The sequence below is a fragment of the Stutzerimonas chloritidismutans genome (genome assembly GCF_020783375.1).
In the GTDB taxonomy this organism is placed as follows: domain Bacteria; phylum Pseudomonadota; class Gammaproteobacteria; order Pseudomonadales; family Pseudomonadaceae; genus Stutzerimonas; species Stutzerimonas kunmingensis.
Map to the genome: position 1 here is coordinate 3616090 of NZ_CP086067.1, position 12090 is coordinate 3628179.

At 64.9% G+C, this 12090-nt stretch carries 13 protein-coding genes and 1 pseudogene; 9 read left to right on the forward strand and 5 right to left on the reverse strand.

Annotation, left to right across the window (positions count from 1 at the left end; genetic code table 11):
* Positions 1–178: 178 nt before the first annotated feature.
* From LLJ08_RS16880 to LLJ08_RS16890, 3 genes and pseudogenes are all read left to right on the forward strand, one after another.
* A complete protein-coding gene (locus LLJ08_RS16880; RefSeq protein ID WP_228207526.1) occupies positions 179–1570 on the forward strand; it encodes a GntP family permease in 1392 nt (463 codons plus the stop codon).
* A 109-nt stretch (positions 1571–1679) separates the two neighbouring features.
* Positions 1680–2450, forward strand: coding sequence for a 3-hydroxybutyrate dehydrogenase (locus tag LLJ08_RS16885; protein ID WP_228207527.1), 771 nt, complete (start codon positions 1680–1682; stop codon positions 2448–2450).
* A gap of 135 nt (positions 2451–2585) precedes the next feature.
* Positions 2586–3481 (forward strand): annotated as a pseudogene (locus tag LLJ08_RS16890) (ribose-phosphate diphosphokinase).
* Positions 3482–3605: 124 nt separating this feature from the next.
* On the opposite strand, the gene LLJ08_RS16895 reads toward LLJ08_RS16890, so the two are convergent.
* The 3 genes from LLJ08_RS16895 to LLJ08_RS16905 form a co-directional block, all read right to left on the reverse strand.
* Positions 3606–4379 (reverse strand): DNA-formamidopyrimidine glycosylase family protein, encoded by a 774-nt coding sequence (locus LLJ08_RS16895; RefSeq protein ID WP_228207529.1) that lies wholly within the window; start codon positions 4377–4379, stop codon positions 3606–3608.
* 66 nt (positions 4380–4445) lie between these two features.
* Positions 4446–5330, reverse strand: coding sequence for an RluA family pseudouridine synthase (locus tag LLJ08_RS16900; RefSeq protein ID WP_228207530.1), 885 nt, complete (start codon positions 5328–5330; stop codon positions 4446–4448).
* Positions 5331–5494: 164 nt separating this feature from the next.
* On the reverse strand, positions 5495–5758 hold the full coding sequence (locus LLJ08_RS16905; RefSeq protein ID WP_023444659.1) for a PepSY domain-containing protein: 264 nt from the start codon (positions 5756–5758) through the stop codon (positions 5495–5497).
* A 225-nt stretch (positions 5759–5983) separates the two neighbouring features.
* Here LLJ08_RS16905 and LLJ08_RS16910 point away from each other — a divergent pair, with 225 nt between their 5' ends.
* Entirely contained in the window at positions 5984–6760 is a 777-nt protein-coding gene (locus tag LLJ08_RS16910; protein ID WP_228207531.1) for a DUF899 domain-containing protein, read from the forward strand.
* A 2-nt stretch (positions 6761–6762) separates the two neighbouring features.
* Here the strand turns inward: LLJ08_RS16910 and LLJ08_RS16915 are convergent, their stop codons facing one another.
* Entirely contained in the window at positions 6763–7119 is a 357-nt protein-coding gene (locus tag LLJ08_RS16915) for a copper-binding protein (RefSeq protein ID WP_228207532.1), read from the reverse strand.
* A 172-nt stretch (positions 7120–7291) separates the two neighbouring features.
* Here LLJ08_RS16915 and LLJ08_RS16920 point away from each other — a divergent pair, with 172 nt between their 5' ends.
* The 4 genes from LLJ08_RS16920 to LLJ08_RS16935 are packed head-to-tail and all read left to right on the forward strand — an operon-like array spanning position 7292 to position 9892.
* Complete coding sequence (locus LLJ08_RS16920; protein ID WP_003301967.1) at positions 7292–7600, forward strand: PepSY domain-containing protein; 309 nt, start codon at positions 7292–7294, stop codon at positions 7598–7600.
* Between the two features lie 8 nt (positions 7601–7608).
* On the forward strand, positions 7609–7914 hold the full coding sequence (locus LLJ08_RS16925) for a PepSY domain-containing protein (RefSeq protein WP_003301964.1): 306 nt from the start codon (positions 7609–7611) through the stop codon (positions 7912–7914).
* Positions 7914–8579, forward strand: a complete 666-nt coding sequence (locus tag LLJ08_RS16930) for a response regulator transcription factor (protein WP_014821557.1) — start codon at positions 7914–7916, stop codon at positions 8577–8579. Before LLJ08_RS16925 ends, LLJ08_RS16930 begins: the two co-directional genes overlap by 1 nt.
* On the forward strand, positions 8576–9892 hold the full coding sequence (locus LLJ08_RS16935) for a sensor histidine kinase (protein WP_228207533.1): 1317 nt from the start codon (positions 8576–8578) through the stop codon (positions 9890–9892). Before LLJ08_RS16930 ends, LLJ08_RS16935 begins: the two co-directional genes overlap by 4 nt.
* Before the next feature lie 3 nt (positions 9893–9895).
* Here LLJ08_RS16935 and LLJ08_RS16940 read toward each other — a convergent pair whose 3' ends face one another.
* Positions 9896–10111, reverse strand: a complete 216-nt coding sequence (locus LLJ08_RS16940; RefSeq protein WP_003281738.1) for a hypothetical protein — start codon at positions 10109–10111, stop codon at positions 9896–9898.
* Between the two features lie 325 nt (positions 10112–10436).
* Here LLJ08_RS16940 and LLJ08_RS16945 point away from each other — a divergent pair, with 325 nt between their 5' ends.
* A complete protein-coding gene (locus LLJ08_RS16945; protein WP_104097986.1) occupies positions 10437–11309 on the forward strand; it encodes a helix-turn-helix transcriptional regulator in 873 nt (290 codons plus the stop codon).
* Positions 11310–12090 lie beyond the last annotated feature (781 nt).

Below are 12090 nucleotides of genomic sequence, written 5' to 3' on the forward strand. Positions count from 1 at the left end.
CAAGATAAAGACCATGCAAATCAGCGAGTTGCGTATCTGGCACGGAACTCGCTAAATCACCGTGCGGCCTGTCCGCAGCCGAAACAAGAAAAACAATGCGCCTGCCGTGCAGCAGCGAGTCCCCGAATGCCCTCGGCAGCGTTCGGTCGTGCCGCACGGGGCCAGGAGATCGTCCCCGATGAGCGTCGTCATCGCCCTTGCTGCATTGGCTCTGCTGATGCTCGCCGCCTACCGCGGCTACAGCGTCATTCTGTTTGCTCCCATCGCCGCCATGGGTGCGGTGCTGCTCACCGACCCATCCGCCGTGGCGCCGGCCTTCACCGGCATCTTCATGGAGAAGATGGTCGGCTTTATCAAGCTGTACTTCCCGGTGTTCCTGCTCGGTGCGGTGTTCGGCAAGCTGATCGAGATGTCCGGCTTCTCGCGCTCCATCGTCGCCGCAGCGATCCGCCTGTTGGGCACCAGCCAGGCGATGCTGGTGATCGTGCTGGTCTGCGCACTGCTGACCTACGGCGGCGTGTCGCTGTTCGTCGTGGTGTTCGCGGTGTACCCGTTCGCCGCAGAGATGTTCCGCCAGAGCAACATGCCCAAGCGCCTGATCCCGGCGACCATCGCCCTCGGCGCATTCACCTTCACAATGACTGCCATTCCCGGCACGCCGCAGATCCAGAACATCATCCCCACCACCTTCTTCAACACCACCACCTGGGCCGCGCCCTGGCTAGGCCTGATCGGCACGATATTCGTGTTCGGCCTGGGCATGCTCTATCTCAAGTGGCAGCTCGGCAAGGCCATTGCCGCCGGCGAAGGCTACGGCACCAACCTGCGCAACGAGCCGGAAACGCCCGCCAACATCGCCCTGCCCAACCCCTGGCTGGCGCTGTCGCCGCTGATTCTGGTGCTGGTCGCCAACCTCCTGTTCACCCGCTGGATTCCCGAGTTCTACGGCACCAGCCACAGCCTGCAGCTGCCCGGCATGAGCGCACCGCTGGTCACCGAGGTCGGCAAGCTCACGGCGATCTGGGCGGTGGAAGCCGCGCTGCTGCTGGGCATCGCCCTGGTACTGGCGACCAGCTACGGCACCCTGCGCGGCAAGCTCGCCGAGGGCAGCCGCACGGCGGTTGGCGGCTCGCTGCTGGCGGCGATGAACACCGCGTCGGAATTCGGCTTCGGCGCGGTGATCGCCTCACTGCCGGGCTTCATCGTGGTGGCCGATGCGCTCTCGGCGATCCCCAATCCGCTGATCAACGAAGCGATCACCGTCAACCTGCTGGCCGGCATCACCGGCTCGGCCTCCGGCGGCATGAGCATCGCCCTGGCCGCGATGGCCGACAGCTTCGTCGCCGCCGCCAACGCCGCGCAGATTCCGCTGGAAGTGCTGCACCGGGTCGCCTCGATGGCCTCCGGCGGGCTCGACACCCTGCCGCACAACGGCGCGGTGATCACCCTGCTGGCGGTCACCGGGCTGACCCATCGCGAATCCTACAAGGACATCTTTGCCATCACCCTGATCGCCACGGCCGCAGCCTTCTTCGTGATCGGCGTGTACTACGCTACCGGCATCGTCTGATCGCGGCGTTTCGCCGATTTCGGCGAGCATCACGACATCTGCGATTGCCTTCCGACAACAAGAAAAACGAGGCGCCGCCCAGCGCGGTCGCCGCCAAGCGGGAGAAACCATGAACCTCACAGGCAAGACCGCACTGGTCACCGGCTCCACCAGCGGCATCGGCCTCGGCATCGCGCTGAAGCTGGCCGAAGCTGGCGCCAACCTGATTCTCAACGGCTTCGGCGATGCCTCGGCGGCGCTGGCCGAAGTCGGCCGCCATGGCCACAAGGTCGGCCACCACGGTGCGGACGTGGCTGATCCGGCACAGATCGTCGAGCTGTTCGCCTACGCCGAGCGCGACTTCGGCGGCGTCGACATCCTGGTCAACAATGCCGGCATCCAGCACGTGGCGCCGGTGGAGGAGTTCCCGGTGGAACGCTGGGACGCCATCATCGCCATCAACCTGTCCTCGGCATTCCACACCACACGCCTGGCGCTGCCCGGCATGCGCCAGCGCGGCTGGGGGCGGATCATCAATATCGCCTCGGTGCACGGGCTGGTTGGTTCGGAGCAGAAGGCGGCCTACGTCGCCGCCAAGCACGGGTTGGTCGGGCTGACCAAGGTCGTTGCGCTGGAAACCGCCACCACGCCGATCACCTGCAACGCCATCTGCCCCGGCTGGGTGCTGACCCCACTGGTACAGCAGCAGATCGACGAGCGCGCGCGGGAGAGCGGCGATGAACAGCAAGCCCGCCACGACCTCCTCGCCGAAAAGCAGCCCTCGCTGGACTTCGTCACCCCCGCGCAACTGGGTGCGATGGCGCTGTTCCTCTGCAGTGAGGCCGGCGATCAGGTACGCGGCGCCGCGTGGAACATGGACGGCGGCTGGGCAGCGCGCTGACGACGACTGGCCACCCCGGCGAACGGCTGCGCATCGCAGGCTGTCTGTATCCCATTCAGGCAGACTGCCGCGCCGACATCGCCGGAGGATCAGGTCGGCAGCGCCGGACAGCCAAAAACCGTTTCGGGAGTGCCGATGCAAAGCCAGCTGCTGTATTTCGATGACGAGCGCGCCGCCGCCCTGCGACTGGCCGAAGCCTCTGGGCTGGCCGCTGCGGCAGTCGAGCGCCACCGTTTTCCCGATGACGAACTGCGCCTGCGTCTGCCTCTGGGCGAAGGCGAGGCCATCGCCGAGCAGCTGGTGATCTACCGCGGCCTCGACCATCCCAACGAGAAGCTGGTCGAGCTGCTGCTGATCGCCGGCGAGGCGCGCCGACTGGGCGCCAGGCGACTGATCCTGGTCACGCCTTATCTGGCCTACATGCGTCAGGACATCGCCTTCAATCCCGGTGAAGTGGTCAGCCAGCGGGTGCTCGGCCAGCTGCTGGCCAGCCAGTTCGACGGGCTGATCACCGTCGATCCGCACCTGCACCGCGTCGCTACCCTGCAGGAAGCCGTGCCGCTGGAAGATGCCGTGACACTGTGCGCGGCACCGGCGCTGGCACGGCTGATCGCCGAGCGGCATCCCGATGCCCTGCTGATCGGCCCGGATGCCGAGGCGCTGCAGTGGATCGAAGCCGCCGCCGTCGAACATGGCTTCGAACACGGCGTGTGCAACAAGGTGCGCCACGGCGATCGCCAGGTCGACATCGCACTGCCGGCGCTGGAGTTTTCCAGGCGCCATGTGGTGCTGCTCGATGACGTCGCCAGTTCCGGTCGCACCCTCGCCAACGCCGCGGAGAAACTGCTGGCCGCTGGCGCCGCCTCGGTAGATGTCGCCGTGACCCACGCGCTGTTCGCCGACGATGCCTGGCGGTGATCCGCGCCGCCGGGGTCGGTCAGGTCTGGAGCACCGACTGCATCGCCCATGAAAGCAATGCGGTAAGCATGGCGCCGCAATTGGCTGAGGCGCTCAGGCCGCTGCTGCATTGAGACGATAATCAACGGCCGCCGTAGGGTGAAAAACGCGCAGCTTTTCCACCGGGACCCGGCGAACCACCTCGGCGGCGGTGGATCAGGCGCGTGGACAAGGCGTTACCGCTGTCCACCCTACCCCTCATCCACCGCTCGGCTCGTCGGCCGCAACCTGCGCTGAGTCGCCATAGCGCTTCTGACAACGCTCGCAGAAGAATGCCCGGCGCTGGCTGCGCCCCAGCTCTTTCACCTTCACCAGCGGAATATGGCAGCGTTCGCAGGTCGTCTTGCCGTGGGCCAGCCAGTGCGCCTTGAGCACACCGGCCCGCTTCCACTCGAGAAACTCGAAGCTGTAGGTACGCGCCTCACGCACCAGCTCACGCAGCTTGGTCGCCGGCAGCTCGCCGATCAGCGACAGCGGATGCACGCGAATGCGGTAAAGGACCTCGTTCTTGATGATGTTGCCGGAGCCGGCGAACAGCGTCTGGTCGAGCAGCGCATCACAGGCCAGTAGCCGCGGACGTTCACGCAGACGTTTGAGCGTCGTGCGCGGGCTCCAGGCGTCGCTCATCAGGTCCATGCTCCAGTCGTACGTCGCATCCAGCGGCCCTTCGATCAACTGCACCGAGCAGGCATAGAAGTTCAGCTCACCGTTGGCAAAGCCCAGGCTCAACCGTGCTACGGCGTCCTTGCGCTCATTGATGCGATAGCTACCGAACAGCAGCAGGTGGATGCGGACGGAGACGTCCTCCAGCTCGATCAGGAAATGCTTGCCCCAGCTATGGAAGCCACGCACCCCCTGACCGGCCAGCCGGGACATGTCGATCTTGGCGCTGCCCTCGGCACGTTCGATGGTGCGCCCGGCGAATGCCGCGACTTCTTCACGCAGGATGACGATGGAAGGACCTTCGGGCATGGCTGCACCAGGGGCTGGGCTGTCTTGGATTTGAGACTCGCCAATGCCGCGAAGGTGCGCCCGCCGTTACCAGTCCAGTTGCAGCGTACTCTCGAATTCGCGCAGCGCTCCGCTCAGCGGATCGCTAAAGCGCAATCCACGCGCCAGCAACTTCAGTGGCCGCGCGTAGTCGTCGGCCTCACGCTCGCTGCGCTCGAGCAACTCGGGATAGAACGGGTCATTGCAGATACCGGCGCCGAGCGTGGCCATGTGCAGGCGCAGCTGGTGCTTTTTGCCGCTGATGGGGGAGAGCCCGTAGCGCCAGAGGTCGCCGCGCCGTTCGAGCACCTCGATCAGCGTTTCGCTGTTCGGCTCGCCCTCGCCTTCGCGCATCAGGAAGAAGGGGTCGCCCGGCACCATGCACAGGCGTCGGCGCAGGGGAAATTCGACATGCGGCAGCGCCGGGCAGATTGCCTCGTAGCGCTTGTTGATCTCCCTCTCACGGAACAGCGCTTGGTAGGCACCACGGCTCTCCCGGTTGGCCGAGAACAGCACCAGACCGGCGGTGAGCCGATCGATACGATGAATCGGCACCAGATCGGCGTTACCCAGCCGTTTGCTGAGCCGCGCCAGCAGGGTTTCGTTGACGTATTCGCCGGCCGGCATCACCGAGAGAAAGTGCGGTTTGTCGGCTACCACCAGATGCTCGTCGACGTGCAGGATGCGTTCTTCGAACGGCACCGGGGTCTCATTCGGCACTTCGCGAAAGTAATGAATGCGCATGCCTACCCGATAGGCCTGCGCGGCATCGATCGGCTGCATCTGCGCATCAAGCACGCGGCCGCGGGCGATGCGATCGAGCCAGGTAGCGCGACTGATCGCAGGGAAGTGCGCGCACAGGCAGTCGAGCACCGTAGGCCAATCGCCTGGCGGCAGATGCAGGGTGCTGGGGCGGGAACTGGAAGCGGACATGAATGCAGCTACACGGTAGCGACGAGGGAGGTGGATGATACCTGCTCTGTCAGTAGCTGCCCTCCCGTTGCGGGAGAGCTGTGGCAAGTGGCTGCTGAGCGCAGCGCCGCCAGGAGGCAGGCGATGCGCTCAGCGAAGACGCCAGGCGAGAGGAACGCGCAGGCTCAGTCTTCCTTGTCCTTGGTCACTTCGCCGGTACGGCCATCGATCTTGAACTCGTACTTCTTGCCGTCCTGCTTCATGCCCTCGCCTTCCCAGCCATCATCATCGGCCTCGATGCCGTGCAGTTCGGTGTAGCCGGCGGCCTTGGCCTTCTCTACGGCCTGTTCGAGGCTGATCCAGTCGGCGCCGGGTTTGTCGGCGGCGAAGGCAGCACCAGAACCGAGGATGGCAACGGCGAGCGCGGCGGTCAGTGTCTTGTTGTACATCTCGTTATTCCTTCTGCGAACGGGATCAGATCGGGCCATACGGTTGGCCCTTGCCTGAATTACGAGCGCGGCGGCGGCCGCTAAGTTCAACCACCGCGCCGCCAGCCGCCGGACGTTCCCTGGCCCGATGTCGATTTCGCCCGGCGCCAATCGACTCTGTCACAGGACCATTGCCGCGCGGCGGTGGCTCCGCGCCCGCTTCCAATCCGCGCCCCGGAGGTCCACATGGCAACGCACAAGGTCGTATCCGATCAGGACTGGCTGGCCGCCCACAGCGCCCATCTGCAGGAAGAGAAACAGCTCACCCGCCAGCGCGATGCGCTCAGCGAAAAGCGTCGGCAACTGCCCTGGCGACGCCTTGCGCAGGACTATCGCTTTCACGATGCCAGCGGCGCGGTTCTCCTGAGCGAGCTGTTCGAGGGTCGCAGCCAGCTGGTGATCAAGCACTTCATGTTCGGCCCGGACTGGACCGAGGGTTGCGTCGGCTGTTCGTTCGAGGCCGATCATATCGGCGGTGCGCTACTGCACCTGCTGCAGCATGACGTCAGCTTCGCCGCCATTTCCCGCGCGCCGTTCGAGCGGCTGGAGGCGTTCCGCCAGCGCATGGGCTGGCAGTTCCGCTGGCTGTCGTCGGCCGGCAGCACGTTCAACCGCGACTTCCACGTGTCCTTCGATGCCGAGGACATCGTCGAGGGCAAGGTCTTCTACAACTACGCCTGGCAACCCTTCGTCTGCGAGGAGCTGTCGGGCTTCAGTGTTTTCTATCGCGACCCGCAGGGCGACATCTTCCACACCTTCTCGGCCTATGGTCGCGGCGCGGAAGAACTGCTCGGCACCTATGTCCTGCTGGACATGACGCCCAACGGTCGCAACGAAACGGGCCCGCGGCACAACCTCACCGACTGGGTACGCCTGCACGACCGTTACGACAGCGATGATCGCGTTGCTCCGAGCGGACGCTCAGAGCCCGCCGGTTGCTGCCACGAGCAGGCGCGACGCTGAGGCTACTGCCGTCGAATGAAGACGATCTGCGGGTCCATCTCGCCGTTGCTGAAGCGGAACTCCACCGCATCGCCCACGGCCAGCCCGCCGAGCTGTGCGGCGTCCGCCTTGAACGGCATCACCATCGCCGGCCACTTCAACTCCGGCACCGGCCCGTGGGCGATGGTGACGCTGCCCTGCCGGGCATCGATGGCGCGGATCACGCCTTCGGCCTGGTAAGCGGCCTCGGCCTCCAGGCTGTTGCCAGCCGCCACATCATCGACCGGTGGCGGTGTGGTGGAGGGCTTCAGCAGATCCTCGGCAGAGGCCTGGCCACTCAGCCCGAGGGTCGCAAGCAGTACGAGAAACACGGTTTTCATGACGACTCACCCCAATCGATCGGTCGTGCTGACCTGCAGCAAGCGTAGTCCCCATGGCGCGGTTCGCCCTCGCCCGAACGGTGCATTCGCAGCCGCCTGGCGACGTTCAGTTTCGTTTAAGCAAGCCCCCGTAACCTGTGAATCGTTGAAACCAACCACAGGAATCAAAACCATGAAAACACTGACTACGCTGTTCACCGCCGCCACCCTCGCCCTCGGTGCCAACCTGGCCATGGCCAAGGACATCGGTCCCGACGAAGCACTGAAGCTGCGCGATGCCGGCACCATCCAGTCGTTCGAGAAGCTCAACGAAGCGGCACTGGCCAAGCACCCCGGCGCCACCGTCGAGGAAACCGAGCTGGAAGAAGAGTACGGCCGCTACGTCTATCAGCTTGAACTGCGCGACGACAAAGGTGTGCAATGGGACGTCGAGCTCGACGCCAAGACCGGCGAAGTGCTGAAGGACCATCAGGACGACTGAGGCCATCCATGCGTGCCCCCCTTTTCGTAACCGTTCCACTGACCCTGCTGCTCGCTGCCACTCCGGCGGCGAGCCGCGACCTGGACCAGGATGAGGCCCTGCGGCTGCGCCGCGAGGGTCTCATCATGCCGCTGGAAGCCCTGCTCCAGCGCGCCATGGAGCGCTATCCGGGGGCCAGCCTGCTGGAAGCGGAGCTGGAGGAGGAAGATGGCATCTACGTTTACGAGATCGAATTGCTCACCACCGACGGCGTTGCCCGCGAGCTCGAACTGGATGCCCGCGACGGGCGCCTGCTCAAGGATGAAGAAGACTGATGCGTCTGCTACTGGTCGAAGACAACGTTCCACTGGCCGATGAGCTGGTCGCCAGCCTCAGCCGCAACGGTTATGCCATCGACTGGCTGGCCGATGGCCGCGACGCCGGATACCAGGGCGCCAGCGAGCCCTATGACCTGATCATTCTCGACCTCGGATTGCCTGGCAAACCGGGGCTGGAGGTGCTGCGCGACTGGCGTGCCGGCGGCCTCACCACACCGGTGCTGATCCTTACCGCGCGCGGCTCCTGGGCCGAGCGCATCGACGGCCTCAAGGCCGGCGCCGACGACTACCTGACCAAGCCCTTTCATCCCGAAGAACTGCTGCTGCGCATCCAGGCGCTGCTGCGCCGTGCCCACGGCCTGGCCAACCAGCCCATGTTGCAGGCCGGCGGCCTGGAGCTGGACGAGTCGCGCCAGTGCTGTCGCAAGGATGGTCAGGACATCGAACTCACCGCCGGAGAATTCCGCCTGCTGCGCTATTTCATGCTGCATCCGGGGCAGCTGCTGTCGAAAACCCAGCTGACCGAACACCTGTACGACGGTGAAACCGAGCGCGATTCAAACGTCATCGAGGTGCATATCAACCGGCTGCGCGGCAAGCTCGGCCGCGAGCTGATCGAAACGCGCCGCGGCCAGGGCTATCGCTTCGGCGGCCAGCCGTGAAGTCCATCCAGCGCAGCCTCAGCCTGGCGCTGATCGCCACCCTGCTACTGGTCGCGCTGGTGCTGGTGCAGACCAGCCTGTGGCTCTTCGAGTCAGGCCTCAGGCGCAGTCTGGAAACCGATCTGCGCGAGGAAACCGAGGGCCTGCTGATTGCCCTGGTGAAGGGGCCGAACGGCGATCAGCTGGACGTGCAGCGCCTCAACCCGCGCTATCAACGGCCGTTCTCCGGCCACTACTTCAAGATCGAACTGCCCGAGCGCACCTGGCGCTCCCGCTCGCTGTGGGACGCCTCGCCAGAATGGCCGGAACGCGCCGGCCTGGCGGACGAACTGCTCGACGGCCCGCAGGAACAGCGACTGCTGGGTTATCGCGCCGAGTACCGCCGCGACGGCCAGCCGATCATCATCAGCGTGGCGCAGGACTACACGCCGGTCCTCGAAAGTTTTGCCCGCGTGCGGCTGAGCGGTCTGGGCCTGGTCGGTTTCGCCCTGCTCGCCCTGCTGCTGTTGCAGCGCTACGCCATGGGGCTGGCACTGCGCCCGCTGGAGCGCGCGCGGCAGCAGATCGCCCAGCTGCAGCAGGGCCAGCGCCAGCAGCTGGACCAGCAGGCGCCCGTCGAGCTGCAGCCGCTGGTCGAGCAGATCAACCACCTGCTCAGCCACACCGAAGACACCTTGCAGCGCTCGCGACATGCCCTGGGCAACCTCGGTCACGCGCTGAAGACGCCACTGGCAGTGCTCGGCAGCCTGGTGCAACACGAAGAACTCACCGCCCACCCCGAACTGCAGGCCAGCCTGCAGGAGCAGCTGGAGCAGATCCAGCAACGAGTCAGCCGCGAACTGGGCCGGGCGCGGCTATCGGTGGACGTGCTGCCCGGTGCGCATTTCGACTGCGACGCGGAACTGCCGGCACTGTTCGATACGCTGGCGATGATCCACCGCAGCGGCCTCGACCTGCGCTGGCACGCGCCCGCCGGCTGCCGCCTGCCGCGTGATCGCGAGGACATGCTCGAGCTGCTGGGCAATCTGCTGGATAACGCCTGCAAGTGGGCCCGTAGCCGCGTCGAGCTGAGCATCGAGCGCAGCGGCGATGGCTTCGTCCTGCTGGTGGACGACGACGGACCGGGGATTCCGGCGGCACAGCGCGAGCAGGTCATCAACCGTGGCGTACGGCTGGACGAGTCGGCGGAAGGTCACGGGCTGGGGCTGGGAATCGTCAGCGATATCCTGACGGCCTGGCGTGGCGAGTGGAGTCTTGAAGAAAGCCCGCTGGGCGGTTTGCGGGTGCGCATCGCACTGCCGGCGACGCGCTGAGCATCATTGCGGACGAGCCAGTTCGTTACGCATGTCTTCGAGTATGGTTTCGACCAGCAGAGTGTTCTGCACCTGGTGCCCGGCCATGATGCGCGTGGCGTGGGTGCCATTGATCGGGTAGCCGACATGCACCAGCAGGCGACCGTCCGCTTGCGGCTCGACGCGCGTGCGGTACTGCGAGGTGAAGGTTTCGGCCAGGTAGCGGGAAAGAGTCTTCATGAAGCATCTCTAGCAATGAGCCTGAGACAAAGACCCTGTTCATCGCTCGGAGATTCATGCCGTCCATCGGGAATCCACTGATCTTCATAGAACTGTAACGCTCATCACCCCTTCCGATTGCCGCTGCCATAGGCCAGCCAGGCCAGAAACAGCATCACGACGAACGCCATGCAGGACATCACCAACGCATTGATCATCAGGCTCATGTCAGGGTCTCCTCATCCACCGGATCGAGTTGAAACATACCCCGAATATATGTAGCGTTGCGCGACACGTCGACCTGCTCGACATAGGCATGTAAATCTTTGGAACAGGTGCAGAGGCGATGAAACGCAAGCAATCGATCAGTCAGATTCGCTGGGACCTGGCGCTGCGCTACCGGCTGATCGAGACCATCGCCTGGTGGGAAGGCCGCCTGACCACGGGCCACCTGATGCAGAGTTTCGGCATCAGCCGCCAGCAGGCATCGAAGGACATCAACACCTACCTGAACGAACATGCGCCCAAAAACCTGACATATGACCGCCACCTGAAAGGCTACAAGCCGACCAAAGGCTTCCAGCCGCTGTTCATCGACGGCAGCGCCAGCGCCTATCTGCATTTACTCGACCAGAACCGTGTGCGCGCCCCGCATATCGAGGGCCTGGCGCTGGCCTACGCGCATACCGAGGTACTGCAGGTGCCGGACCGCAGTATCCGACCCGAGGTGCTGCGGCCGATCCTGCAGGCCTGTCGCGAGGGGCTGCGGCTGGAGAGCGAGTATGTCTCGCTGGCCAATCCCGAGGTGGAAATCCGCGTGATGGCGCCGCACACGCTGGTGTTCACCGGCATGCGCTGGCACGTGCGCGCCTACTGCGAGAAGAACCGCGAATACCGCGACTTCGTGCTCAGCCGCTTCCGTGGCGAGCCGGACCTGATGGACACCAGCGAACACACCCGCGAACAGGACGAGGCATGGAACACGCCGGTGACCGTGCTGATCGAGCCGGACGCGCGATTGAGCCCTGCGCAGAAGGCGATCATCGAGGTGGACTTCGGCATGGTCGAGGGCCAGCTGCCGGTGGAGACGCGCGGAGCGCTGGTGCAGTACGTGCTGCAGCGCTTCGGCATCGACCCGAACACCGTGCAGGCCAATGCGGCGGCGCAGCAGCTGCAGGTGGGGAATCTGCAGGCGTTGAAGGGGTGGTTGTACTCGTGAGGGTTAGGCGTAACGTGGCCACTTGCAGGAGCGAGCTTGCTCGCGAACTGGTGCCGGCGCAAACCTATGCGTACGACGCCGCGCTTTCCTCGGCCCGACCTGCAGGTTGCGCCTTGCACGGCGCGTCACTTTTTCTTGTGTGGCCAAGAAAAAGTAACCAAAAAGAAAGCCACCCCGACATACGGGTTTTGCTTCGCAAAACTTCCCTCGCTCCGGCGCTGCTCCGGCGGTCGTCGCGAAGGGCCATCCCTGGCCCATCGCTCCTCGCTCGGCATCCATGCCTCGCGTCCCCCTGCGCAGCACCTACGCTCGGCCTCCTGAAGGGGATTCGAGACCGAGTCGTCTGTAAGTTCATTGATAGCGGGAGGCCGCTTCGCTCGTTCACCAGTCAACAATCTGCCAGGCGATGCCGAACGCCCCTTTCAGGAGGCCGAATGGAATCCGCGTGGAGGGAAGTGAGCGGCATGGATGCCGCGAGAGGCGTAAAGGGCCATGGATGGCCCTTGTACGCCGGCCCCCGGAACGTGGAAGGAATGAGGGAAGTCGAGCGCAGCGAGACCCGGATGCAGGGGCAAGACTTTTTGGTTCCTTTGGGCGGGGCCGGCCATCCGGCGACTGCCAAAAGGAACTCGCCCAGCAGGGCGAAACCAATGCATCTAGCCATCACCGCGATAGGCTGTATCCCGCGAAGCCAACGTCCAAAAGCTTCGCCAGCAGAGACTCGACACGCTACTCCGCGCCTACGGATACGGCGCAAAAACGCTGCGCCCAGCCTCCTCCA

What these genes read in the sequence shown, in the direction of transcription:
- LLJ08_RS16880 (WP_228207526.1), top strand. Translation starts at nt 179, where the DNA reads ATGAGCGTCGTCATCGCCCTTGCTGCATTGGCTCTGCTGATGCTCGCC.
- LLJ08_RS16885 (WP_228207527.1), top strand. Translation starts at nt 1,680, where the DNA reads ATGAACCTCACAGGCAAGACCGCACTGGTCACCGGCTCCACCAGCGGC.
- LLJ08_RS16895 (WP_228207529.1), bottom strand. Translation starts at nt 4,379, where the DNA reads ATGCCCGAAGGTCCTTCCATCGTCATCCTGCGTGAAGAAGTCGCGGCA.
- LLJ08_RS16900 (WP_228207530.1), bottom strand. Translation starts at nt 5,330, where the DNA reads ATGTCCGCTTCCAGTTCCCGCCCCAGCACCCTGCATCTGCCGCCAGGC.
- LLJ08_RS16905 (WP_023444659.1), bottom strand. Translation starts at nt 5,758, where the DNA reads ATGTACAACAAGACACTGACCGCCGCGCTCGCCGTTGCCATCCTCGGT.
- LLJ08_RS16910 (WP_228207531.1), top strand. Translation starts at nt 5,984, where the DNA reads ATGGCAACGCACAAGGTCGTATCCGATCAGGACTGGCTGGCCGCCCAC.
- LLJ08_RS16915 (WP_228207532.1), bottom strand. Translation starts at nt 7,119, where the DNA reads ATGAAAACCGTGTTTCTCGTACTGCTTGCGACCCTCGGGCTGAGTGGC.
- LLJ08_RS16920 (WP_003301967.1), top strand. Translation starts at nt 7,292, where the DNA reads ATGAAAACACTGACTACGCTGTTCACCGCCGCCACCCTCGCCCTCGGT.
- LLJ08_RS16925 (WP_003301964.1), top strand. Translation starts at nt 7,609, where the DNA reads ATGCGTGCCCCCCTTTTCGTAACCGTTCCACTGACCCTGCTGCTCGCT.
- LLJ08_RS16930 (WP_014821557.1), top strand. Translation starts at nt 7,914, where the DNA reads ATGCGTCTGCTACTGGTCGAAGACAACGTTCCACTGGCCGATGAGCTG.
- LLJ08_RS16940 (WP_003281738.1), bottom strand. Translation starts at nt 10,111, where the DNA reads ATGAAGACTCTTTCCCGCTACCTGGCCGAAACCTTCACCTCGCAGTAC.
- LLJ08_RS16945 (WP_104097986.1), top strand. Translation starts at nt 10,437, where the DNA reads ATGAAACGCAAGCAATCGATCAGTCAGATTCGCTGGGACCTGGCGCTG.